The organism is Burkholderia sp. AU15512, assembly GCF_002223325.1.
Taxonomy (GTDB): Bacteria; Pseudomonadota; Gammaproteobacteria; order Burkholderiales; family Burkholderiaceae; genus Burkholderia.
In genome coordinates, this window is the sequence record NZ_NKEX01000006.1 from 1,370,029 (window position 1) to 1,393,055 (window position 23,027).

Annotated in this window: 19 protein-coding genes; 11 read left to right on the top strand and 8 right to left on the bottom strand. The window is 69.6% G+C overall.

Translation table 11 applies throughout. The features are described 5' to 3' along the window. Positions 1-5: 5 nt before the first annotated feature. Positions 6-1,496, top strand: a complete 1,491-nt coding sequence (locus tag CFB43_RS25505; RefSeq protein WP_089497078.1) for an efflux transporter outer membrane subunit — start codon at positions 6-8, stop codon at positions 1,494-1,496. Between the two features lie 225 nt (positions 1,497-1,721). Here the strand turns inward: CFB43_RS25505 and CFB43_RS25510 are convergent, their stop codons facing one another. Together CFB43_RS25510 and CFB43_RS25515 are read right to left on the bottom strand one after the other, a co-directional pair. After that, positions 1,722-2,936 (bottom strand): porin, encoded by a 1,215-nt coding sequence (locus tag CFB43_RS25510; RefSeq protein ID WP_089442597.1) that lies wholly within the window; start codon positions 2,934-2,936, stop codon positions 1,722-1,724. A 490-nt stretch (positions 2,937-3,426) separates the two neighbouring features. Further along, positions 3,427-4,491, bottom strand: coding sequence for a phytoene/squalene synthase family protein (locus tag CFB43_RS25515; protein ID WP_089497079.1), 1,065 nt, complete (start codon positions 4,489-4,491; stop codon positions 3,427-3,429). A 375-nt stretch (positions 4,492-4,866) separates the two neighbouring features. Here CFB43_RS25515 and CFB43_RS25520 point away from each other — a divergent pair, with 375 nt between their 5' ends. Then, positions 4,867-6,012, top strand: a complete 1,146-nt coding sequence (locus CFB43_RS25520; RefSeq protein WP_089497080.1) for a glycerophosphodiester phosphodiesterase — start codon at positions 4,867-4,869, stop codon at positions 6,010-6,012. A gap of 57 nt (positions 6,013-6,069) precedes the next feature. Here the strand turns inward: CFB43_RS25520 and CFB43_RS25525 are convergent, their stop codons facing one another. Together CFB43_RS25525 and CFB43_RS25530 are read right to left on the bottom strand one after the other, a co-directional pair. Further along, positions 6,070-7,698, bottom strand: coding sequence for a rhodanese-related sulfurtransferase (locus CFB43_RS25525; RefSeq protein ID WP_089498140.1), 1,629 nt, complete (start codon positions 7,696-7,698; stop codon positions 6,070-6,072). Positions 7,699-7,814: 116 nt separating this feature from the next. Next, the gene (locus tag CFB43_RS25530; protein WP_089497081.1) at positions 7,815-8,381 is read right to left on the bottom strand and encodes a cysteine dioxygenase; all 567 of its coding nucleotides are present in this window, start codon (positions 8,379-8,381) and stop codon (positions 7,815-7,817) included. 17 nt (positions 8,382-8,398) lie between these two features. Between CFB43_RS25530 and CFB43_RS25535 the strand changes: the two genes are divergently transcribed. Next, positions 8,399-9,373 carry a LysR family transcriptional regulator gene (locus CFB43_RS25535; RefSeq protein WP_179254900.1) on the top strand — a complete coding sequence of 325 codons (975 nt, stop codon included), beginning with the start codon at positions 8,399-8,401 and terminating at the stop codon, positions 9,371-9,373. 61 nt (positions 9,374-9,434) lie between these two features. On the opposite strand, the gene CFB43_RS25540 is transcribed toward CFB43_RS25535, so the two are convergent. Then, a complete protein-coding gene (locus CFB43_RS25540; RefSeq protein ID WP_089497082.1) occupies positions 9,435-10,787 on the bottom strand; it encodes an acyl-CoA dehydrogenase family protein in 1,353 nt (450 codons plus the stop codon). A gap of 306 nt (positions 10,788-11,093) precedes the next feature. Between CFB43_RS25540 and CFB43_RS25545 the strand changes: the two genes are divergently transcribed. The 8 genes from CFB43_RS25545 (at position 11,094) to CFB43_RS25580 (ending at position 19,238) form a co-directional block, all read left to right on the top strand. Next, positions 11,094-12,179, top strand: a complete 1,086-nt coding sequence (locus CFB43_RS25545; RefSeq protein WP_089497083.1) for an LLM class flavin-dependent oxidoreductase — start codon at positions 11,094-11,096, stop codon at positions 12,177-12,179. Positions 12,180-12,212: 33 nt separating this feature from the next. Next, positions 12,213-13,052 (top strand): class II aldolase/adducin family protein, encoded by an 840-nt coding sequence (locus tag CFB43_RS25550; RefSeq protein WP_089497084.1) that lies wholly within the window; start codon positions 12,213-12,215, stop codon positions 13,050-13,052. Between the two features lie 32 nt (positions 13,053-13,084). Then, entirely contained in the window at positions 13,085-14,125 is a 1,041-nt protein-coding gene (locus CFB43_RS25555; RefSeq protein WP_089442604.1) for an ABC transporter substrate-binding protein, read from the top strand. Between the two features lie 4 nt (positions 14,126-14,129). Further along, on the top strand, positions 14,130-15,236 hold the full coding sequence (locus CFB43_RS25560; RefSeq protein WP_089498142.1) for an ABC transporter permease: 1,107 nt from the start codon (positions 14,130-14,132) through the stop codon (positions 15,234-15,236). Further along, entirely contained in the window at positions 15,230-16,057 is an 828-nt protein-coding gene (locus CFB43_RS25565) for an ABC transporter ATP-binding protein (RefSeq protein WP_089497085.1), read from the top strand. Before CFB43_RS25560 ends, CFB43_RS25565 begins: the two co-directional genes overlap by 7 nt. Positions 16,058-16,107: 50 nt before the next feature. Beyond that, positions 16,108-17,292 (top strand): c-type cytochrome, encoded by a 1,185-nt coding sequence (locus tag CFB43_RS25570; protein ID WP_089497086.1) that lies wholly within the window; start codon positions 16,108-16,110, stop codon positions 17,290-17,292. Positions 17,293-17,329: 37 nt separating this feature from the next. Further along, positions 17,330-18,283, top strand: a complete 954-nt coding sequence (locus tag CFB43_RS25575; RefSeq protein WP_089497087.1) for an ABC transporter substrate-binding protein — start codon at positions 17,330-17,332, stop codon at positions 18,281-18,283. 88 nt (positions 18,284-18,371) lie between these two features. Continuing rightward, positions 18,372-19,238: an MOSC domain-containing protein gene (locus CFB43_RS25580; RefSeq protein ID WP_089497088.1), complete on the top strand. Its 867-nt coding sequence runs from the start codon at positions 18,372-18,374 to the stop codon at positions 19,236-19,238. 84 nt (positions 19,239-19,322) lie between these two features. Here the strand turns inward: CFB43_RS25580 and CFB43_RS25585 are convergent, their stop codons facing one another. From CFB43_RS25585 to CFB43_RS25595, 3 genes are all read right to left on the bottom strand, one after another. After that, the gene (locus CFB43_RS25585; protein ID WP_089497089.1) at positions 19,323-20,741 is read right to left on the bottom strand and encodes a sensor histidine kinase; all 1,419 of its coding nucleotides are present in this window, start codon (positions 20,739-20,741) and stop codon (positions 19,323-19,325) included. Between the two features lie 181 nt (positions 20,742-20,922). After that, on the bottom strand, positions 20,923-21,603 hold the full coding sequence (locus CFB43_RS25590) for a response regulator (RefSeq protein ID WP_089497090.1): 681 nt from the start codon (positions 21,601-21,603) through the stop codon (positions 20,923-20,925). Positions 21,604-21,726: 123 nt separating this feature from the next. Further along, complete coding sequence (locus CFB43_RS25595) at positions 21,727-22,965, bottom strand: multidrug effflux MFS transporter (protein WP_089497091.1); 1,239 nt, start codon at positions 22,963-22,965, stop codon at positions 21,727-21,729. Positions 22,966-23,027 lie beyond the last annotated feature (62 nt).

The following is a 23,027-nucleotide window of genomic DNA, read 5'->3' on the forward strand; positions in this document are numbered from 1 at the left end:
GTACGATGAAACCGGCTTCGCGTCGCCCCTTCCACGCCGCCCGCGGTTGCATGCTGATCGTCGCCGCGCTGCTCGTCGCCGGATGCGCGGTCGGGCCGGATTTCCACGCGCCGGATGCGCCCGCCACGCAGCGCTACACGCGCGGCGAGCCGCCCGCGACGACGGCCGCCACTGCCGGCCCGACTGGCGACGCGCAGACGTTCGCATCGGCCGCGCATACGCCGCGGCACTGGTGGACGCAGTTCGGCTCCGAACCGCTGAACCGGCTCGTCGATACCGCGTGGCACAACAGCCCGACGCTTGCCGAGGCCCGCGCGCGACTCGACGAAGCGCGGCAGAACCATGCGGCCGAAGCCGGTGCGACGATGCTGCCGAAAGTCGATGCGAGCCTGTCCGCCACGCGCGAGCAGGTCGACACGACCGCGTTCGGCCTGCCCGCCAACGTGCCCAGCCCGGGGCCGTTCACGCTGTATGACGCGTCGGTCAGCGTGTCGTATGGTCTCGATGTGTTCGGCGGCAACCGGCGCGCGCTCGAAGCGCTGCGCGCGCAGGTCGACTACCAGGCGTACACGCTCGACGCGGCCCGCCTGACGCTCGCGGGCAACGTCGTCGCGACCGCGATCCTGCGCGCGTCGCTCGCGCAGCAGGTCGCGCTCACGCGGCAACTGATCGATGCACAGGCGCGCCAGTTGCGCATCGTCGAAGCGCGTTTCGCGGCGGGTGGCGTTTCGCAGGCCGACGTGCATGCGCAGCGCGAGCTGCTCGCGCAAACGCAGGCGTCGCTGCCAGCGCTCGAGGCCCGCCTCGCGCAGGCCGGCCACCGGCTCGCGATCCTGCTCGGCGTGGCGCCGTCCGATGCCGTGCTGCCCGACCTCTACCTCGATGCGCTCGCGCTGCCGCGCACGCTGCCCATCGCGCTGCCATCGACGCTCGCGCGCGAACGACCCGACATCCGCGCGGCCGAAGCCATGCTGCACCAGGCGAGCGCGAACGTCGGCGTGGCCACCGCGAACCTGTATCCGCGCTTGTCGATTTCGGCGGGAATCGGCTCGGAGCGCACGCGCATCGCGGATCTCTTGAGCGGGCTCAATGTGTGGAATGTCGGCCTCGGGCTGACGCAACCGCTCTTTCATGGCGGTGAACTGCGCGCGAAGAAACGTGCGGCCGAAGCGGCGTACGAAGCGGCGTTCGCGAGCTACCGCGAAACCGTGCTCGAGGCACTGCAGCAGGTGGCCGATGCAATGCGCGCGGTCGAGCACGACGCGGCGACATTGCAGGCGAGAGACACCGCCGCGCAGGAAGCGGCGGCCAGCAACCGGATTGCCGGCGCCCGTTACGCGGCGGGCGGGATCAGCACGTTCGACCTGCTCGACGCGCAGCGGCAGGCGCTGCAGACGGCGCTCGACCGGACGCGCGCGCAGGCCGACCGGCTCGCCGATACGGCGGCGCTGTTTCAGGCGCTGGCGGGGAGCTGGACGGATGACGCGGCGGAGTGATCGGATGGACGACATTGGCACGGGCCGGATGCTGCCGTCTGCACGCCGGGCACCGCGTGAGCGGTGCGCTTGTCAGGCACGGCTTTCGTCGCCGCCCGCATCCGGTCGATGTCGGCCGGCGACGGCACCGGAATACGCGCAATACGTACCGCAAACAAAAAAACCGGCCCGAAGGCCGGTTTTCATACCGCATACCGTAAGCGGCGCTCACGCGCCGCGTGGCACTTAGAAGCGGTGGATCAGGCCGACGCCGACGCCGATCTGGTTCTGCTTCGAACCTGCGCCCACGCCGTCGCCGATGGACGTCGTTGCAGCGATGATCTTGCCGCCGTTCAGCGTGTTGCCGCTCGAATGCTGGTAAGCCTCAACTGCGTACAGGCCCGTGCGCTTCGACAGGCTGTAGTACTGCGACAGCGTGACCTGGTGGTACTTGGCCGAGCTGGTGATGCCGTTCGACTGCGTTGCCGCCGTGTACGAGTAGCCCGCTGCGAAGTCCCACTGAGCGGCTGCCTTCCAGTGCAGCACGGCGCCTGCCGTGTTGAAGATGGCCGTGTTGCGGAACGCCGAACCCGTGCCCGGCGTGTACTGGACGTTCGAGTACGATGCCGAGATGTCCCATGCCGGCGTGAACTGGTAGCCCGCCGTCACGGCGATACGCTGTTGCGATTGCGCCGTGGCATAGCCGTTGTTGATCGACGAAACGGCCGGCTGGTTGCCGTCGCCCGATGCCGTCAGGCCGTTCTGGACCGTCGAGTTCGCGCCCCACACGCCGCCGCCGAGCGTCGCGTTGTTGACCTTCTGATAGCCGACCGCGATGCCTGCCGGGCCGTTCAGGTACTGGATCGCCGCGCTCCACGTCGAGCCGCGGTTCGTCGCGCCTGCGACGCCGCCGAACGAGTACGAACCGCCGACCGTGAAGCCGTAGAACTTCGGCGACATGTAGACGAGCGAGTTGTTCGCGCGGTAGCTCGTATCCAGCGAGTCGATATCGCCCGGGTGTGCGCCGTAATAGCCGGTCAGCCAGGTCGTCGGGCTGTACGGCGACAGCAGCGTGTAGTACGCGGTGTACTGGCGGCCGGCCGTCAGCGTACCGTACGTGCTGTTGGTCAGGCCAACCCACGCCTGACGCGTGAAGATGCCGTTGGTCCACTGCGACGAGCCGTTAGCCGTGTTGACGCCGGCTTCCAACTGGAAAATCGCCTTCGTGCCGCCGCCGAGATCTTCGCTGCCCTTCAGGCCGAAGCGGCTGCCTGCCCACACGCCGGTGGACATTTGCACCTTCGAGTGACCACCCGTGGTCGCACCGACGGCCGACGAATTGTTCTGCCAAGCCAGACCGTTGTCGACGATACCGTACAGGGTCACGCTGCTCTGGGCGTGGGCGGCGGTAGCGGCTGCGAGACCGACTGCCGTCATGGCGAAAGCGACGCGCTTTTTCATTGATTCTCCGTCCTCAAAGAATGATTTCTTTTCTGGTGTGGTTTTATGACTGACACATGTGCGAGTACATGCCGACGGGATTCTGACGGATTACCGATTATTTCCCAACACGTGCAGTCGGTCATCGTATGATCGACGCAACGCAGGGGTTCACCAAGCGGTTACATAACACCTGAAAACGCTTACGCGGCGGGCTTGCCCGGCATTTCCCGGTGAAAACCCTAGCTTTACATTTTTACGGGTGCAACGCGACCGTCGGATGTCGTCAGATGCCTTCGGCAAGATACATCTTACAAATGCGCGACCGTGACTGACGCCACGACTCACGCCGCCGCGAAGGATCGCTGACGTTCATGACACCCACGTTTCGCGACACGAAATAATGAAAACGTTTTTAGTCGAGGCGTGAAGAAGCGGACGATGATGGCCCGGCGAACGCGGGCCGAGGGGCGATGCCGGCCCCTGTCGCGCCGGCATCGTTCAGTGCGAATCAGCGCGTGGCCGGCTGCACGAGATGCGCGCTCACGGCATCGGCGAGCGCGGTCAGGCGCGCGCGAATCGCGGCGTTCGAGCCGACCAGCGCGAGCGACGACGCCATGATCCGGTAGACGCGCTTTCTCGGCACCTTGGCCGGCTTTGCCGGATCGAGCCACGCATCGTTGCCGGCCAGCAACTCGAGCGTTTCGAGGCCGATCATGATCGGCCACAGACACGCGAGCCGCAGCCGCACGAAGCGGCGCGGGATCGCGAGCGTATACAGGCCCGCGTCGCGATACTGGTCGAGCGTCACGCGCAGCAGGTCGACGAGCACGCCGCGCGCGCGCGCCGACGCCTCGGGCGCCATCAGGTCGGCGACGCCGAGCCCGTGCGCGCCCAGCACGTCGTCGGGCAGGTAACACCGGCCGATGCGCAGGTCCTTCCCGCAGTCGCGCAGGATGTTGGTCATCTGCAGCGCCTTGCCGAAACGGATGCCCTTCTCGCACATCTCCGGCAGGTTCCAGCGGCGCGCGGCCGGCGTGTGCATGCCCGTCATGTCGGTCCAGAACTCGCCCACGCAGCCGGCCACGAGATACGTGTAGCGGTCGAGTTCGCCGCGCGTCGGCAGCGACACGACGCGCCCCGACTGCTCGTCGGGGAACGTGCGCAGGTCGAATACCATCCCCGCCGTCAGCGTTGCGACGACCTTGCGGATCGATGCGCGGTCGGCGTCCGGCTGCGTGCGCAGCAGCGCGAGCATCGGCTCGATCGAGCCGAGCAGCACGTGCTCGTGCGAATCGGTCTGCATCCGCGTCACGTCCTCGAGCGCCCGCGACAGCGCGACGCCGTCGCCGAGCCGCTCGACCTCGTCGCGCAGGTCGGTCAGCAACGCGGCCCGGCGATCGGGTGCGACGAGCGCCGTGTCGGCAATCGTGTCGGCCGCGCGCGCAAGCAGGTACGCAAGGCCGACCGGGTCGCGCATGCCGTCGGGCAGCACGCGCAGCGTCAGGTAGAAGGAGCGGGAAACGTTCTTCAGCAGGTCGCCGAGCAGGAAAGCGGAATCGGTTCGAGTGGTCATGGGTCGGGAAAAATCGGCCGGCGCGGGCCCCGGACGCACACGGGCGCCGGGCGCCCGCGCCGGCCCGCGAGTCGCCGCATCGTCGCGCCAGGCGGGCGTCGGCCCCGGCGCGGCGATGCAAAATTCCCGCAAGTTTAGTGCATCCGGCGCGCAGCCTGCCCGAGGCGGCCGGAATGCGCGTCATGCCAAGCCGCATTCAACCGCCCTGCCACCGGCATCGCACCCCAAAAATAGAAAACGGAAAGGCGCAAGTAATACATATGTAATTATTCAGTGCGACGATCGCGTCCCATTCGACTCCGTGCGACACGCCACGACAGCCGCACCGTCGGATCGATCGCCCCTTTCCGACTCTCGTTTCGAAGGTTCATCGACATGCTCCTCAAGCACCCGACCTCCCTGCGCTACGTCCCGTTCGCCTGTGCCGCCGCGTTCCTGCTCGCCGCGTGCGGCGGCGACGACGACGTCGCGTCCGATCCCACCCAGCCGATTTCCGCGAAGATCCAGGTGGTCGGCCATCGCGGCGCGAGCGCGCTGCGCCCCGAACACACGCTCGCGTCGTACCGCAAGGCGGTCGAGGACGGCGCGGACGTGATCGAGCCCGACCTCGTGTCGACCCGCGACGGGGTGCTCGTCGCGCGACACGAGAACGAGATCTCGGGCACGACGAACGTGTCGACGCTGCCGCAGTTCGCGAGCCGCAAGGCGACCAAGACGATCGACGGCGCGGCGCTGACGGGCTGGTTCACCGAGGATTTCACGCTCGCCGAGCTGAAGACGCTGCGCGCCCGCGAGCGCATTCCGCAGGTGCGCCCCGCGAACACCGCGTACAACGACCAGTTCGAGATCCCGACCTTCGACGAGATCGTCGCGCTCGCGAAGCAGATGGCCGCGCAGACCGGCCGCACGATCCACCTGTATCCGGAAACCAAGCATCCGACCTACTTCCAGTCGATCGGCCTGCCGCTCGAGGACCGTCTCGTCGATGCACTGCTGAAGGATTCGTACACGGCACGCACGGCGACCGTCTACATCCAGTCGTTCGAGGTCGCGAACCTGAAGACGATCCGCAACCGGATCAAGTCGAGCCAGCCGAACTGGAAGCTCGTGCAGCTGATGGACGAAGCCGCCCAGCGCCCGTACGACTTCGTGAAGGCGAACGACAAGCGCACCTACGGCGACCTGTCGACGCGCGACGGCATGCGCGAGATCGCGACCTATGCGAACGGCGTCGGCCCGTACAAGACGTCGATCATCGCGGTCGCCGCGGACGGCACGCTGCAGCAGCCGACGCCGTACGTGCGCTACGCGCACGAGGCCGGCCTCGTCGTGCATCCCTACACGTTCCGCCCGGAGAACAACTTCCTGCCCGCATCGCTGAAGGATGGCGGCACGCCGGCCACGCGCAACCCGGCCGGCTCGGTGCGCGAGATCCAGGCATACCTGCGCGTGGGCATCGACGGCTTCTTCACCGACGATCCGGCCGTCGGCCGCACGGCCGTCGATACGTTCAAGCGCTGACAGGCGCGCTGACCGGGCGCGACGCACGACGCGCCGCGCCCGGGTGCACCGTTTCGGTCAGATCACGTTGAAGTGATGCGTGCCGTCCCGCTTCAACTGATCGACCAGTCCGTACTCCCAGTCGAGATACGCCTGCATCGCAGCCGCCGCGTTGTCGGTGCCTTCGTACGGGCGCCGGTAGCGGTCGACGCGCGGTGAGGCCAGATGCGTCTCGCCGCTTTCGAGCGGCAGCCCGGCGTCGATCCATGCGGCCGTGCCGCCGGTGAGCACCGAGATGTCGGCCGAAGCGGGCAGGAGCGCGCGGGCGTCGTCCGCCGCGAACCGCGCCAGCAGGCTCGACCCGCACGTGAACACGTAGCGCTTCGCGGGCGGAATCGCCGCGAGCGCGTCGCGCAGTTGCGCACGCACCGCGAACCACGCCCCCGGGATATGCCGCTTCACGTAGTTCGCGCTGGCCGTCACGTCGACGATCGCCAGCTCGCCCGGCGCGGCCTCCTTCAGCCATCCCGCGAGCGTCGCGGACGACACTTCCGCCACGGCCGGCGTCGCCGGCACGTCGCGCGGCGGCTGGCCGCGCTCGCCGAACTTCGCCGTGCCGTCCTCCGGTTCGACGACTCGCACGTCCCAGCCCATCTGCGCGAGCCACGACGCGGTCATGTCGGCGCGCACGCCGTCGTCGTCGGCGAGCACGATCCGCGCGCCGCGCACGGCCGCATGATGGTCGGTCTCCTGCACGAGCTGGCCGCCCGGCGTGCTCAGGAAGCCCGGCAGATGGCCGGCTTCGTATTCCTCCGGCGTGCGCACGTCGAAGCGGTACAGCGTGCGGCCCGGCACGTCGAGCGAGGCAACGTCCGCGAGCGCGATGCGCGGCACGCCCGCGCGTTCGGCCACCGCGCGCGCCGCCCGGCGTGCGTCGGCGCGCTGCGTCGCGTCGATGTCGTCCGGAAAGCGTCGCGCGGCGCCGCGTTCGAGCGTCTGGCCCGCGAGCGTCCAGCCGATCGTGCCGTTGCGCAGCGCGGCGACCGGATTCGGCAGCCCCGCGTTGACGAGCGACTGCGTGCCGATGATGCTGCGCGTGCGGCCCGCGCAGTTGACGATCACCTGCGTCGCCGGGTTCGGCGCGAGCGCGCGCACGCGCAGCACGAGCTCCGCGCCCGGCACGCTCGTCGACGTCGGGATGTTCATCGTCTGGTATTCGTCGAAACGGCGCGCGTCGACGATCACGACATCGGCCTTCGCGTCGATCAGCGCCTGCACCTCCTGCGCGGACAGCGACGGCGTATGCCGCTCGGCCTCGACCCATTCGCCGAACGACTTGCTCGGCACGTTCACGTCGATGAACAGTTCGCCGCCCGCGGCGAGCCAGCCCGCGAGGCCGCCGTCGAGGAGCCGCACGTCGGTGTAGCCGAGTTGCGCGAGCTTGGCGGCCGCGCGCGGCGCAAGGTCCTCGCCGCCCGCTTCGCCGAACACGACGATCGGCGTGTCGCGACGCGGAATCCGCGTCCACGCGTCGAGTTCGAGTTTCGACAACGGAAAGTTGGCGGCCCACAGCGGGTGGCCCTGCGCGTACGGATCTTCCTCGCGTACGTCGATCAGCGCGATCTCGTCGCGGGCAAGCAGGCGTGCGCGCACGTCCTGGTACGACGCGACGGGAAAGCGGGAGGTGGAGTCGGCGGATTGCGTCACGGTGTCTCTGTGTTGATTGAATGCGTTGAGGTTGGTGAAGAAAGCGGAACGGATGAATCTCGGGCCTGCCGGCGCGTGCCGGAAGCCGCCCGCGCGTGCGGGCGTTGCATCAGGCATCAGGCATTCGAATAACCCGACACGAACGGCTTCACGGTACCGTCGTCGAGGAACACCGCGCGCTCGACCTTGCCGATGTTCGCGCCGTACACGTGGATGCTGATCGATACCTGATCGTCGAACGCGTTGGTCACGCGATGGACGTCGCCGATGCGCGGCGACACGGCCTCGATTTCGCCGGGCTGCAGCCGCACGGCGTCACCCGCCGGCACCGGCTTGCCCGCCGCGTCGAACCGGTACGGCTGCGAGAACTCGCCGCCGCGCAGCATCCCGATCAGCCCCCACACCGTGTGGTTATGGATCGGCGTCGTCTGGCCGGGCCCCCACACGAAACTGACGACCGAGAACCGCTCGTCCGGGTCGAGATACAGCAGGTACTGCCGATAGCGCGCGGGGTCGGGCTGCGCGAATGCGTCGGGCAACCAGTCGTCGTGTTCGACGAGCGCGGCGAGCAGCGCACCGCCCTCGTCGAGGATGCGCGCCTCGTTCGCGCCGGACGCGAGCAGCGCACCCAGACCGTCGACGAACGGCCGCAGCGGCGTCTGATGCAACGAAAGCGTACTCATCGGCTGACTCCTCGAATATGATGCCGAATATGATGGATCGTCATGATGCACCCGAAAGACCATGCAGAACAAACATGAAAATTAGCGATATCGACGCTTTTGCAGCGGTCGTCCGCTGCCAGACCCTGAGCCAGGCCGCGGCCGAGCTCGGGATGACGCAGCCCGCGATCACGCGGCGCGTCCAGAATCTCGAGGAAGCGCTCGGCGTGACCCTGCTCGATCGCAACACCAAGCCGCCGCGCCCGACCGACATCGGCCGGCGGGTGTTCGAGCAGTGTCGCGCGATCCTGCGCGAAGTCGATGCGCTGCGCGAGCTGACGGCCGGCGAGCAGCCGCCGGCCGGCGAATTCCGGATCGGGCTCACGCAGGGCCTCGGCGAGCTGATGCTGCCCGCGCTGATCGCCGAACTCGCCGCGCAGTGGCCCGCGCTCGCGACGCAGGTCACGACCGCCTGGGGCGGCATGCTCGTCGAGCGCGTCGCCCGGCGCGAACTCGATGCGGCGCTCGTGTTCCTCGCACGCGAAATGGTGCAGCCGGCGCAGGTCGAAGGCGAACGGCTGCTGGCCACCCGGCTCGTCGCGGTCGGCCGCAAGGGTGACTGGCCGCGCCGCAGCTACCGGCTCGCCGATTGCCACGCGCGTGGCTGGGTGCTCAATCCGGACGGCTGCGGTTTTCGCGCGGGCTTGCGGCGGGCGCTCGACGCGCAGCGCCTGCCGATGCCGGTCACACTCGACACCTACGGCCGCGACCTGCAGCTGCAGAGCGTCGCGAACGGCTTCGGCATCGGACTGATGCCGCTGCCGCTCGTCGAAGGCAGCCCGCTGCGCGATGCGCTCGACATCGTGCCGCTCGCCGATTTCAAGCCGCAGATCGATCTGTGGCTGCTGCGCCGGCACGATGCGGCCCGCTTCGACGCGCCGCTCGCCGCCGTTGCCGCGCATGCGCGCACCGCGTTCGCGTTGCCCGAGCAGGCGCACGGCAAGGCTGCTTGACCGAATCGGGCGGCGAAGGCGTCGCGCCGCCCGATTGACGCCCGCGCCCGCCCGGCTCCCATCACGCATCGTTGCGGCCGCGTTCGATCCCGTTGACCGACGCCCCGCGCGTCTCCGTCTCGCCGTTCACTGCGCGCTTCGTCTCGCTGCGGCTCGCCGCGTCGAGCGCCGCGCGCCCTGCCGCCACCGCGATCGCATCGTCCTGCGGCGTATGCACGCGGCTGCACAGCACGTCGCGATAGTGGCGTTCGAGCGGATTGGCGCGACTCAGCCCGTGATTGCCCGACAGCTTCAACGCCTGCTCGACCACGCGGATCGCGTGCTCGGTCACGGTCCGCTTGACGAGGCCGCTCGTCGTGACCGTCGGTGCCTGGCCCGCGCCGGTGCGCGCGATGTGATCGTCGAGCAGCACACGGTTTGCATGCAGCCAGCCCTCGATTTCGCCGACCGCTTCCTGCACGCGCGGCAGCGTCGCCAGCGGCGCGCCCAGCCCGCTCGGCGCACGCGTCGTCGCGAACCCGACCAGCCAGTCGCGCGACGCACGCGCCACCGCGTCGTACAGGCTGCCGAGCAGCGCGACCATCCACGCCTGCTGGTCAGCCTGCGCGTCGGCATCCGCATGGGTCGCCGCCGACACGGCCCATGCGTCCGGTGTGCGTACGTCGACCGCGTGATCGGCCGGCAGCCGCACGTCGTCGAACACGACCTCGTGGCTGCCTGACGCACGCAGGCCGAGGTGATTCCAGCTTTCGATCACGCGGATGCGATCGCCGTCCGCGTCGCGGTCGCGCGGCACGAGAAACACGCCGACCCGCGGCGCCGGCTCGTCGGTGCGCGCCCACACGGCCAGCCAGCGCAGCGCCGGAATCCCGGTGCTGTACAGCTTGTGGCCGGACAACCGCCAGCCGTCGCCGTCGCGCCGTGCAATGGTTTCCGGCAGGCCGCCGCGCGACGGCGAACCGAGCGCGGGCTCGACGCGCAGCGCGTTGATCAGCGCTCCTTCGGTGACCGCGCTGTCGAATACCGCCCGCCGAACCTGTGCCGGCCAGCGGTTGTCGGCGCGGCCGAGCGCGCGATGCTGCAGGTAGGTCATCGTCAGCACCAGCGCGGTCGCCGGGTCGGCGCTCGCGACGGCGGCCACGATCCGGCTCGCCTGCGCGAGCGTCGCTCCGGCGCCGCCATGCTCGCGCGGCACGACCTGGGCGATCAGCCCCGCGCGATGCAGCCGCGCGAAGTTCTCGTGCGGAAAGCGGCCGTCAGCGTCGTTGCGGGCCGCGTCGGCGGCCAGCTCCGGCGCGAGGCGGTCGAGCAGCGCGGCGACGCGTGCGTCGTCGGCGTCGGCATCGTCGGTGGACAGGAGGCGCAGCGAACGCGGCTGCGGCGCTGGCGAGGAAGCGGCAAGGCTGGCGGACATCGAGACGGATTCCCTGGGCAATACGCAAAGTAATACGGACAGGCGGCAATCGCGGCAATCGATCGCCACGCGGCGCGGTTTCTGATGAAGCCGGCGATCCGTCACGCGCGGCGCCGGATTCGCTGGCGCCCGCGCGCCCGATCTTTCGTGAGCCCACAGCGTATGCGCAGCGCACCTTCGCCCAAACCATGCAAATCTGATATTCAATTCGGGATTGATTATTTCCGTTTCGCATGATCCCGGCGTTAACCTGCGCTCCATTCCTGCCCGGCCGCGCGCCGGGACGTCCCTGCACCGGAGACCCAGATGAGCGTCGAATTCATCGGCATGATCCAGAGCCAGAAGCAGTCGGAAATCCATCCGGCGTCCGGCCCCGTGGTCGATCCCGATTACGTGCGCGACTTTGCACGCGCCCACGAGACGGCCGGCTTCGACCGGATCCTCGTGCCGCACCACTCGACCGGCCCGTCGGCGACGCTGACGATCGCGTTCGCCGCGGCCGCGACCGAGCGCATTCACTTCATGCTCGCGCATCGCCCGGGTTTCACCGCGCCGACGCTCGCCGCGCGGCAGATCGCGACGCTCGACCAGTTCAGCCGCGGCCGGCTCGCCGTGCACTTCATCTCCGGCGGCTCGGACAGCGAACAGCAGCGCGACGGCGACTTCCTCGACCACGACGCGCGCTATGCGCGCACCGACGAATACCTCGGCATCCTCCGACGAATCTGGACCGAAACGCAGCCGTTCGATCACGACGGTGCGCACTACCGGTTCAAACAGGGCTTTTCGGAAGTGAAGCCGTTCCAGCAGCCGCATGTGCCGATCTATTTCGGCGGCGCATCGGAAGCGGCGCTCGAAGTGGCCGGCAAGCACGCGGACGTCTACGCGCTGTGGGGCGAATCGCTCGACCAGGTGCGCGACCTGACGACGCGCGTGCGCGCCGAAGCCGCGAAGCATGGCCGCCAGGTGCGCTTCTCCGTGTCGTTCCGCCCGATCCTCGCCCCGACCGAAGACGAAGCCTGGGCGCGCGCGCATCGCATCCTCGACGAAACGCGCCGGTTGCGCGAAGCGGCCGGCCTCGGCGCCGGCGGCCCGCAGCAGAGCGAAGGCGCGCGCCGCCTGCTCGCCGCGGCCGAACGCGGCTCGCGCGTCGACAAGCGGCTGTGGACCGAGATCGCGAAACTCACCGGCGCACGCTCGAATTCGACGGCGCTCGTCGGCACGCCCGAACAGGTCGCCGACGCACTGCTCGACTACTACGACCTCGGCGTCACGACGTTCCTGATCCGCGGCTTCGATCCGCTGGAAGACGCGATCGACTACGGCCGCGAACTGATTCCGCGCGTGCGCAGCGCCGTCGCCGCCCGCGACGCGGCACGCCGCGCGGCCTGAGCCCAACGGAGCCTACTGGAGCCATCCGCCATCATGTCCGCCGTCCTTGCCTCGCCCGTGCGCACCGCATCGGGTCTCGAATTCGCCGAAGCGCCGCGCCAGCATTTCTGGTTCGATCCGCCGGCACCGCGCATCGACGTCGCCGCCGAGCGCCGTCACCGTCAGGAACGGCTCGCGGGCGCATTCCGCCTGTTCGCCCGCTTCGGCTTCTCACAGGGGCTCGCCGGCCACATCACCGCACGCGACCCCGAGCTGCCCGACCACTTCTGGGTGAATCCGCTCGGCGTGCATTTCTCGCAGATCAAGGTGTCCGACCTGCTGCTCGTCAACGCGCGCGGCGAAACCGCGATCGGCACGCGGCCGCTGAACAAGGCCGCGTTCGCGATCCATGCGGCGATCCACGAAGCGCATCCGCACATCGTCGCCGCCGCGCACACGCACTCGACGTACGGCAAGGCGTGGTCGACACTCGGCCGCCTGCTCGATCCGCTCACGCAGGATGCCTGCGTGTTCTATGAAGACCACGCGCTGTTCGACGACTTCACGGGGATGGTCGTCGACACGAGCGAAGGCGCACGGATCGCGGCGGCGCTCGCGAAGCCGGACGGCACCACGCACAAGGGCGCGATCCTGAAGAACCACGGGATCCTGAGCGCCGGCCCGACGGTCGAGGCCGCCGCGTGGTGGTACATCGCGCTCGACAACGCCGCGCATACGCAGTTGCTGGCCGAGGCGGCCGGCACGCCGCAACCGATCGATCACGCGACCGCACGCCACACGCACGGCCAGATCGGCGGCCCCGACGGCGCGCTGCACGCATTCGACAGCCTGTTCGCGCGCGTCGTCGCCGACGAACCCGACCTGCTCGACTGAGCGCCTTTCCGCACGACCGGAGACCAGACCACATGACCCGAACCACCGCACCCGCACCCGTGCCCGCCGACGCGCACGACGACAAGCGCCGCAAGCTGCTGCGCGCCGCCGGCGCCGTCGCGCTCGCCGCGCCCGCGATCACGCTGGGCCGCAAGGCCTGGTCCGCGCCGCCGCTGAAGAAGCTCACGTTCGCGTGGAACCAGAACGCGTTCTGCCTGACGCCGATCGTCGTCGCGCAGGAGCGCGGCTTCTTCGAGAAGAACGGCCTGAAGGTCGATCTGATCAACTACAGCGGCTCGACCGACCAGCTGCTCGAATCGATCGCGACCGGCAAGGCCGATGCGGCGGTCGGGATGATCCACCGCTGGCTGAAGCCGCTCGAAGCCGGTTTCGACGTGAAGATCATCGGCAGCTCGCACGGCGGCTGCGTGCGGCTCGTCGGCGCGAAGGCGGCCGGCGTGACGACGCTGCAGGCGCTGAAGGGCAAGACGGTCGGCGTCAGCGATCTGGCCGCGCCCGGCAAGCATTTCTTCTCTATCCTGCTCGCGAAGAACGGGATCGATCCCGAGCGCGACATCACGTGGCGGCAGTATCCGGCGGACCTGCTCGGCGTGGCGGTCGACAAGGGCGAGATCCACGCGATCGCCGACGGCGACCCGAATCTCTATCTGCTCGAGAAGCGCAGCAACGGCGCATACACCGAGCTGGCGACGAACCTGTCCGGCGAATACGCGCGCAAGGTGTGCTGCGTGATTGGCGCGCGCGGCGACCTCGTGCGCAACGACCGGCCGTCGGCCGCCGCGCTCGCGCGCTCGATCGTGCAGGCCACCGAGTTCACGCACGACAACCCGAACGAAGCCGCGAAGGTGTTCGCGAAGTATTCGCCGAAGATCAACCCCGATGATCTGCGCAAGCTCTACGCGACGCTCACCTACAACCACCACCCGACCAACGTCGACCTGCAGCAGGAAATCGCGTTCTACGCGGACGACTTCCGCCGCATCAGCGTGCTGAAGAAGAGCACCGACCCGCAGCGCTTCGCGCAGCAGGTCTATGCGAACGTGCTGGGGTGACGCGATGTCGACGCTCGAACACGCGCCCGCCGCACGCACCGCGTCCGCCGCTTCCGGCGGCAGTGCCGCCGCATCCGCGCCCGCACCCGCGTCCGGCGTCGCGTGCATCGCCTGCGAAGCCACGTTGGCCGCCGAAGCCCGCCGCGCGCGCACCTGGCCCACCGGCATCGCCGCCGCGCTCGCCTGGGGCGTGCTCGGCGCCCTCACGCAACTGTGGCCGAACCGCGTCGTCGGTTTCAGCGACTGGGCGTACACCGGCGAATTCGCCGTCGGCGCATGGACGATCGCCGCGTTGTTGCTCGTCGCCGCGACGCTCGGCCATCTCGTTCCCGCGACGCGCACGCGGCTCGCGCGCGTGCGCCCGGCCGGCCCGTGGCTCGTCGCGCTGCCGCTCGTGCTCGCCGCGTGGGAAATCGTCACCGCGAAAACCGGCTGGCTGCCGACCCCGTTCTTCGCGCCGCCGCAGGCGCTGATCGAGGTCTACGTCGACGACTGGCCGCGCCTCGCCGGCAGCGCCGGCAACACGCTGAAGCTGCTCGCGCTCGGCTTTGCCTACGGCGTCGCGGTGGGCTTTGCCGTAGGCGTGTCGATTGGCTGGTCGCGCCGGATCGGCTACTGGGTGCATCCGGTGCTGCGCGTGCTCGGCCCCGTGCCGGCCACCGCGCTGCTGCCGCTCACGTTCTACTTCTTCCCGTCGAGCTATTCGGCGGCTGCGTTCCTGATCGCGCTCGCAACCGGCTTCCCGGTCGCGGTGCTCACGTGGTCGGGCGTCGCGAGCGTCAACAAGCAGTATTACGACGTCGCGCGCACGCTCGGCGCGAACGCGCGCTTCCTCGTGCTGCGCGTCGCGATTCCGGCCGCGCTGCCGCACGTGTTCGTCGGCATCTTCATGGGGCTGAGCGCGTCGTTCACGGTGCTGGTCGTCGCCGAGATGATGGGCGTCAAGTCGGGGCTCGGCTGGTACCTGAGCTGGGCGCAGGGCTGGGCATCGTACGTGAACATGTATGCGGCGCTGATCGTGATGGCGCTGCTGTTTTCCGGGCTGATCGCGCTGCTGTTCGCGGTGCGCGACCGCGTGCTCGCCTGGCAGAAAGGAACCGTCAAATGGTGAGCGCCGCCGTACTCGAATCGTCCGTTGCATCGTCCGTTGCCGCTACGCCCGCCGTCACGGCGCCGCGCGGCGCGCGCATCGACATCCGCCGCGTGAGCCATGCGTTCGACGGCCCCGGCGGTGCGCTGCCGGTGCTCGACGACGTCACGCTGTCGGTCGCGGCCGGCGAATTCGTCGCGCTGCTCGGCCCGAGCGGCTGCGGGAAGTCGACGCTGCTGCGCCTCGTCGCGGGCCTCGACGCCGCGCGGCAAGGCACGATCGCGCAGGACGGCGTGCCGATCGAGCAACCCGATCCGTCGCGCATCGTCGTGTTCCAGGACCCGACGCTGTACCCGTGGCGGCGCGTGCGTGCGAACGTCGCGCTCGGCCTCGAGGCACGCGGCGTGGCGCGCGCGTCGCAGCATCGCGTCGACGATGCGCTCGCGCGCGTCGGGCTGCAGGAATTCGCGAACGTGTTCCCCCATCAGTTGTCCGGCGGGATGGCGCAGCGGGTCGCGCTGGCCCGCGCGCTCGTCAACGATCCGCGCCTGCTGATTCTCGACGAGCCGCTCGGCAAGCTCGATTCGCTGACGCGGCTCACGATGCAGGCCGAGCTCACCGGGCTGTGGCAACGCGACGGCTTCTCCGCGCTGCTCGTCACGCACGATGTCGAGGAAGCGCTGTTCCTCGCGCAGCGCGTGATCGTGTTCGGGCCGCGCCCCGCGCGGATCGTCGCCGAGTTGCACGTCGACCTGCCCTATCCGCGCCATCGCGGCGACCCGCGCCTCGCCGAACTGCGTCACGACGCGCTGCGGCATCTCGGGCTCGATGCGAGCTGGTAGATGCGCGGTACCGTTCGACGAAGGGCCGCCGCGCGGCGCGGCCGTAGCCGATGAACGCGCCGACGTTCGCCGACTGGGCGCTCCTGTTTCTGCAAGGGCTGTATCGCGCGCAAATCGCGCTGGCGCGCGTGCTGCATGCGATCGGGCTGACGGGCGACGCCGACAGTCAAGCCGCGTGGCCGTGGGCCCATCGCATCGCGCTCGAAACGCTGCGCATCGACGCGGGACTCACGCGGCAGCTCGCGTTCGCCGGGGCGGCGACGGTGCTGGCGGTCGTGCTCGCGGGCATCGCACTTGCTTCGCGCAAGTGGCGTGTCGTATCGGCAGTCGCCGCGCTGGCCGTTGCGTGGTTCGCGCCGTGGCCGCCGTCTTCGCTGTGGCTCTCGCCCGCCGTGCCGACGAGTTTCCAGCGCGATCCCGCGCCGTTTTCGGTATCGAACGTGATGCGCGGCGCGCACCTGTATGCACAACATTGCGCGGCATGCCACGGCACGGACGGACGCGGCGAAGGGCCGCTCGCGGCCACGCTCCCGCACTGGCCGCCGACCTTCGCCGGCGCGCTGCTCGCCCGACGTCTCGACGGCGAACTGTTCTGGCGCGTGCGCCACGGCACGCGCGACGAACACGGCGCGTCGACGATGCCCGGCTTCGCCGCGACGCTCGGCCCCGAGGACACCTGGGCCGTGCTCGACTACCTGAAAGCGCTCGCCGCGGGCAGCGGCGCGCAGGCGGAAGGCGCGTGGCCCGTGCCGGTCCCGCTGCCGGCGCTCGACGTGCGCTGCGGCGCCGCCGCGCCCCAGCCGCTCGAACGCTGGCGCGACGGCCAGCGCGTGCGCGTCGTCGCGCTCGCGCCGGGCGCGACGCCGCCGCCAGAAGACGCGCGCTGGCAAACCTTGCTCGTCACGGCACGCGGCGCGCCCGTGGCACTGGCAACCGGCGCCGCGCGAGCCGATTGCGTCGCGTCGACGCCCGACGCGTGGCGCGCCTTCGCGACGATCGCCGGCGTGGCGCCCGACGCGCTCGCCGGCACGCAACTGCTCGCCGATCGGCGCGGCTGGCTGCGAGCACGCGCGTTGCCGGGCAGTGCCGGCTGGTCGGATGCCGACCTGCTGTGCCGCTCGGACGCCACCGCACGACCGGCCGGACCGACACCGACCGGCGATCCGCTGACCGCGCTGCTGCTGCGCGTCGACACCGAACCCGTACGCGATGTGCAGGCCGGGCTTCCGCATTGATTGAATCCCTGAACTTCTCTTCCGACCGAGCTTCACGATGAATCCGACCCGACGCCATTTCCTCGCACAGGCGAGCGCCCTCGCCACGATCGCCGCGGCCCCGGCTGCCCTGCACGCGCAATCGGGCTCGCGGCCGCTGCTGCGCGCCGGCGACCAGAAAGGCGGGCTGCGCGCGCTGCTCGAAGCGGCCGGCGAACTGAACGGCCTGGCGTACGACATCGCGTGGACCGAGTTCCCGGCCGCCGCGCCGCTCGCCGAAGCGCTGAACGCGGCCGCGGTCGACTGCGGCCCGATCGGCGATGCGCCGGTGATCTTTGCGCTCGCATCGGGCGCACGCATCAAGGTGATCGGCGCGAACCGCTCCGACCCGTACGGCACGGCGGTGCTCGTGCAGCCCGACGCGGCGCTGAAAGGCGCGGCCGACCTGAAGGGCAAGCGCATCGGCACCACGCGCGGCTCGATCGGCCATTTCGTCACGCTGAAGGCGCTCGATGCGGCCGGCCTGCCGCCCGACGCCGTGTCGTTCCGCTTCCTGCCGCCGGCCGACACGATGCTTGCGCTCGCAACCGGCTCGATCGACGCGTGGGCGACCTGGGAACCCTATACCGCGCTCGCCGAAACGAGCGGCCGCGCGCGCGTGCTCGTCAATGGCCGCGGGCTGTGGTCGGGCCTCAGCTACCTCGCGGCGACCGACGCGGCGATCGCGTCGAAGCGCGACGTGCTGCACGATTTCCTGCGGCGCGTCGTCCGCGCGCAGACCTGGTCGTACCGCCATGTCGATGCGTATTCCGCCGCGCTCGCGCGCATCATCGGCATTCCGCCGGCGGCCGCGAAGCTGCAGTTCGAGCGCCGCAACACGCGCTGGCTGCCGATCGACGCGACGGTCATCGCGGAGCAACAACGCACGGCCGACTTCTATCTGAAAGCGGGACTGCTGCGCCAGCCGCTCGACGTGCGCACGACGTTCGACTCCGGCTTTCCGCTCGCATGACCGGCTGCGCAACGGCGCGCAGCCGTCCAAACGGCTTCGGCATGATCTGGCACAATCGCAGTCTCGCCATTCGCCTCCAGCCAGCGTCATGCCAGCCATCGCCGAACTCTTCGTCTACCCGATCAAATCCTGCGCCGGCATCGCGCTGTCGCGCGCGCAACTGCTCGAAACGGGCCTCGCGTACGACCGCCACTGGCTGATCACCGACCCGGCCGGGCAAATGATCACGCAGCGCACGCACCCGCGCCTCGCGCTGATCCGCCCCGCGCTCGACAGCGATGCGCTCGTGCTGAACGCACCGGGCATGCGCGAGATCCGCACGCCGCTCGACGGCGACGTATCGCCCGCCACGCCGAAAATGGCCGCGACCGTGTGGCGCGACACCGTCGACGCGATCGACACGGGTGCCGAAACGGCCGCCTGGCTCACCGAATTCCTCGGCACGCCCACGAAGCTCGTGCGCTTCGCGCCCGACGCGCGCCGCGGCTGCAACCGCAAATGGACCGGCGAGATCGATACGCACACGCAGTTCGCGGACGGCTACCCGCTGCTCGTGATCGGCCAGTCGTCGCTCGACGACCTGAATGCGCGGCTCGCCGCGAAGGGCGCACCGGCGATCCCGATGAACCGCTTCCGCCCGAATATCGTCGTGTCGGATCTCGACGCGTTCGAAGAGGATTTCGTCGAACACCTCGACACGGAAGGCACGACACCCGTGCGGCTGCGCCTCGTGAAACCGTGCACGCGCTGCCCGATGCCGACGATCGACCAGGCCACCGGCGCGCCCGATCCGGCGTGGCCGCACGAGCCGACCGACACGATGCAGACCTATCGCGCGAACCCGAACTTCAACGGCGAGCTGACGTTCGGCATCAATGCGATCGTCGTCGAGGGCGCGGGCGCGTGGCTCGAAGTCGGCCAGTCGTTGGAAGCGGAGATCGGGTTCGGCGATTGAGCCGGGCGCGCGGAGCCGCTCGCCCCCTTTCACTGCCGGGAAGCCGCGGCTCACAGCCACCGCTTCCCGCCTCGCTGATCGCCATCACGCAGCGCGCGGCGCGGCGTCGTTCACCGCCGGCAACCAGATCGTCACGACCAGTCCACCGCCAGCCGCATCAGCCAGCGTCACGCTACCCTGATGCACGCGTGCGATCTCGCGCACGATCGACAGCCCGAGCCCCGTCCCTTCGACCGTCTGCGTCTTGCTGCCGCGATGGAAGCGCTCGAACACCGCGTCGCGTTCGTCCGCCGGAATGCCCGGCCCGTTGTCGATGACGTCGAGCCGCGCGTGTTCACCGTCGCGCGATACGCGCACCGTGATCACCGCGCGGTCGCCCGCATAACGGATCGCGTTGTCGATCAGGTTGCCGATCATCTCGCCGAGCAGGTCGGACTGCCCGTGCACGTCGAGGTCGGCCTCGTGCTCGAAACCGAGATCGATGTCGCGCGCGCGGGCGACCGGCGACCAGTCGAGCGTTACGCTGCGCGCGAGTCGGTGCAGCGCGACCGGCTTGTGCGCGACCGCATGGCCGCTGTCCGAATCGAGCCGCGACAGCGACAGCAGTTGCTGCACGATCTTCGCGGCCTGCCGCACCGCACCGTTCGCACGCCGCAGATGCCCGTTCGCGCGCGGCTGCTCGTCGGGCCGCAGCGCGAGCTCGACCCCGGCCTGCACGGCCGCGAGCGGCGTCTTCAGTTGATGGGCCGCATCGGCAAAGAAACGGCGCCGCGCGACCTGCATCCGCTGCGTGCGGCCGATGTACTGGTTGATCGACTCGACGAGCGGCGCGAGTTCGCTCGGCACCGCGCCGGTATCGAGCGGCGTCGTATCGTCCTCGCTGCGGGCGGCGACGGTGGCCGACAGCCGGTTCAGCGGCCGCAGCCCGCGCCCGACGCCGAGCCACACGATGCCGAGCGCCAGCACGACGAGCAACCCTTCCTGCAGCAGCGAGCCCACCAGGATCTCGCGCGCGAGCGCCTGGCGCGCCTCGATCGTCTCGCCGACCATCACCCACACGATGCGCGACTGTGCGGTCGGCACGTCGTGCACGGGGATGCGCAGCGCGGCCATTCGCAACTGCTCGCCGCGATAGACGACGTCGTAGTAACGCGTGACGAACAGCGCGCCGTCGCCTGCGTCGCGCCCGTGCGGCAGCGGCAGGTCCGGGTAGCCGGTGATCGTGTGGCCGTTGTCCTCGCGGATCAGGTAGTAGACCTTGCCGCCGTCGCTCGACTCGAGCATTTCGAGCGCGAGATACGGCAGGTCGACCTCGATCTCGCCGTCGTTGAGCCGCACGCCTTCGCGGATCGACTTCAGCGACGACGACAGCGTGCGGTCGAACGCGACGTGCGCGGCGCTCATCGCGCGCTGGTACGTGAGCCACGAGTCGAGCGCGAGCAGCCCGAGCAGCGGCAGCAGCAGCCACAGCGCGACCTGGGTGCGCAGGTTCGTGCGGGTCACTCGGCCTCCTGCCAGGCGGGCCCATGGGGCATGGCGGAACATGCACCCCGCACCACTCGGCGCCCGCGCGGCCGGCCGTGAAGGGCGTGCGTGTCGTTGGCGGGCCGCGAACGTGTCGATCCGGCATGGCGCGTCAACGTGCCCACCCGTTCCGCGCAAAGATCGTGAGCGCTGCGGCGGCTCATTCAGCCGTCTCCGCCTTCGCTTCCAGCAGATAACCGAGCCCCCGCAGCGTGACGATCGCGATGCCCGTGTTCTCGAGCTTCTTGCGCAGCCGGTACACGTAGATCTCGATCGCGTCGGCGTTCACCGACTCGTCGAGCCCGAAGATCTTCTCCGACAGCGTTTCCTTGTTGATCGCGCGGCCGTTGCGCAGGATCAGCACCTCGAGCACCGAGCGCTCGCGCGGCGTGAGCGACAACGGCTCGCCCGCAAGCTGGAAGCTGCGGTCGATACTGTCGTACGAAAGCGGCCCGCATTCGACCCGCGAATGCTCGTGGCCGAGGCTGCGGCGGATCAGCGCGCGGGCGCGTGCCTCCAGTTCGGTCAGTTCGAACGGCTTCGCCAGATAGTCGTCGGCGCCGAGATCGAGCCCCTTCACGCGATCCTCGACCGATCCGTGCGCGGTCAGGATCAGCACCGGCACCGGATTGCGGCGCGCGCGCAGCCGCCGCAGCACTTCCAGCCCGTCGAGCTTCGGCAGCCCGAGGTCGAGAATCACCAGCGCGTAATCCTGCGTGCGCAGCACGTGGTCGGCCGCCTCGCCGTCCGCCATGTGATCGACCGCGAAGCGCGCCGCGCTCAGCGCATCGTTCAGCGACTGGGCGAGGTTCGGATTGTCTTCGACGAGCAGCACACGCATGGGGATTCCGTAAGGTCAGCGACAGGCCGCTACATTACATGATCCTTTCCATCACGACGCCTCGCGGAAACACGGGTTGCGCCGCCCGTGCGGGCGCGCGTCGGCCGGCGCGCCGTCCGTCGCTCAGCGCTCGGCGGCGGGACGATTCCGCGTGGCGAAGCGCGAACCGTCGTCTGCCCGGCGCGGCTCGCGCAGGCCGACCGCCACCGCCAGGAATGCGGCGCTCGCGCCGGCCGTGACGACGATCATCGGGCGCGCGGTGCCGTCCGACAGCCATGCCAGCACGCCGCCGCACGCGGCCGTGATCGCCATCTGGATAAAGAAGAACAGCCCGGACGCCGTCCCGGCGATCGTCGTATACGGCTGCATCACCGCGAACTGGCAGGCCGGAATCGCGATCCCGACGGCGATCATCACGAAGAACATCGGGACGACCAGCGCCGCGACCGCCGTCGGCGCGATCGCGCCGCCGATCCACAGCACGGCGGCGCTGGCCAGATTGACGCCCGCCGCCGCCGCAATGACCGAATCGGCCTTCCAGCGCGTGCCGGTCCGCGCGAACAGGTTCGAACCGATCAGGTAGCCGAGCACGGTCAGGCCGAAGATCGCCGCATACACCGGGCCCGATACGCCGCGCTGCCGCTGGAACAGCGTCGACGATTCCGCGATGAACGGGTAGTACGTGCAGTACGCGAAACTGATGGCGAGCGAGTGGCGCAGGAAACTGCGCTCGCGCAGCAGGCCCGCGTACGTCCGCAGAAGCCCCGCGCCCGATGCTGGCCGTCCGTCGCGTTCGCGCGTCTCCGGCAGGTAGCGCAGCACCATCGCCGTTGCGATCAGCCCGCCCGCCGCCAGCAAACCGAACACGCCGCGCCAGCCGAGCCATTCGGCCACCGCGCTGCCGGCCAGCGGCGCAATCACTGGCGACAGCGCCATGCCCGCCGAGATGCGGCCCAGCATCGTGGCCTGCATCGCCGTCGGGAAGCGCTCGCGCACGATCACCCGCCCGATCACCGTTCCGCTGCAGCCGCCCAACGCCTGGAAGATGCGGGCGGCGACGATCGCCGTGACGCTGGTCGACCACGCGCAGGCAACGCTTGCGACCACGTAGAGGCACAGGCCGCCGAGCAGGACGGGACGGCGGCCATAGCGGTCGGACAACGGCCCCGACGCCAGCATCGACAGCGCGTAGCCGACCATGTACAGGGTGAGCGTGAGCTGCAACTGGGCATCGGTGCCGTGCAGCGCGTCCGCCATCGCCGGCAGCGATGGCAGGTATGCATCGATCGTGACCCGCGGCAGGCACACGACGAGCATCAACAGGAGCAGCCAGCCCCACTGGGGTAATGAACGCGTTTTCATGCGGTGAGCTCGTCTCCGGTCGGATTGATGGGGTCGACAGCAATCTAAGGTCAAAGTGATAT

Bases quoted from the DNA above. Each gene is read 5' to 3' on its own strand.
- CFB43_RS25535 (WP_179254900.1), top strand. From the start codon at position 8,399: ATGATGCCGAATATGATGGATCGTCATGATGCACCCGAAAGACCATGC.
- CFB43_RS25590 (WP_089497090.1), bottom strand. From the start codon at position 21,603: ATGCGTGTGCTGCTCGTCGAAGACAATCCGAACCTCGCCCAGTCGCTG.
- CFB43_RS25570 (WP_089497086.1), top strand. From the start codon at position 16,108: ATGAACGCGCCGACGTTCGCCGACTGGGCGCTCCTGTTTCTGCAAGGG.
- CFB43_RS25595 (WP_089497091.1), bottom strand. From the start codon at position 22,965: ATGAAAACGCGTTCATTACCCCAGTGGGGCTGGCTGCTCCTGTTGATG.
- CFB43_RS25505 (WP_089497078.1), top strand. From the start codon at position 6: ATGAAACCGGCTTCGCGTCGCCCCTTCCACGCCGCCCGCGGTTGCATG.
- CFB43_RS25545 (WP_089497083.1), top strand. From the start codon at position 11,094: ATGAGCGTCGAATTCATCGGCATGATCCAGAGCCAGAAGCAGTCGGAA.
- CFB43_RS25515 (WP_089497079.1), bottom strand. From the start codon at position 4,491: ATGACCACTCGAACCGATTCCGCTTTCCTGCTCGGCGACCTGCTGAAG.
- CFB43_RS25560 (WP_089498142.1), top strand. From the start codon at position 14,130: ATGTCGACGCTCGAACACGCGCCCGCCGCACGCACCGCGTCCGCCGCT.
- CFB43_RS25565 (WP_089497085.1), top strand. From the start codon at position 15,230: ATGGTGAGCGCCGCCGTACTCGAATCGTCCGTTGCATCGTCCGTTGCC.
- CFB43_RS25555 (WP_089442604.1), top strand. From the start codon at position 13,085: ATGACCCGAACCACCGCACCCGCACCCGTGCCCGCCGACGCGCACGAC.
- CFB43_RS25550 (WP_089497084.1), top strand. From the start codon at position 12,213: ATGTCCGCCGTCCTTGCCTCGCCCGTGCGCACCGCATCGGGTCTCGAA.
- CFB43_RS25520 (WP_089497080.1), top strand. From the start codon at position 4,867: ATGCTCCTCAAGCACCCGACCTCCCTGCGCTACGTCCCGTTCGCCTGT.
- CFB43_RS25540 (WP_089497082.1), bottom strand. From the start codon at position 10,787: ATGTCCGCCAGCCTTGCCGCTTCCTCGCCAGCGCCGCAGCCGCGTTCG.
- CFB43_RS25575 (WP_089497087.1), top strand. From the start codon at position 17,330: ATGAATCCGACCCGACGCCATTTCCTCGCACAGGCGAGCGCCCTCGCC.
- CFB43_RS25530 (WP_089497081.1), bottom strand. From the start codon at position 8,381: ATGAGTACGCTTTCGTTGCATCAGACGCCGCTGCGGCCGTTCGTCGAC.
- CFB43_RS25580 (WP_089497088.1), top strand. From the start codon at position 18,372: ATGCCAGCCATCGCCGAACTCTTCGTCTACCCGATCAAATCCTGCGCC.
- CFB43_RS25510 (WP_089442597.1), bottom strand. From the start codon at position 2,936: ATGAAAAAGCGCGTCGCTTTCGCCATGACGGCAGTCGGTCTCGCAGCC.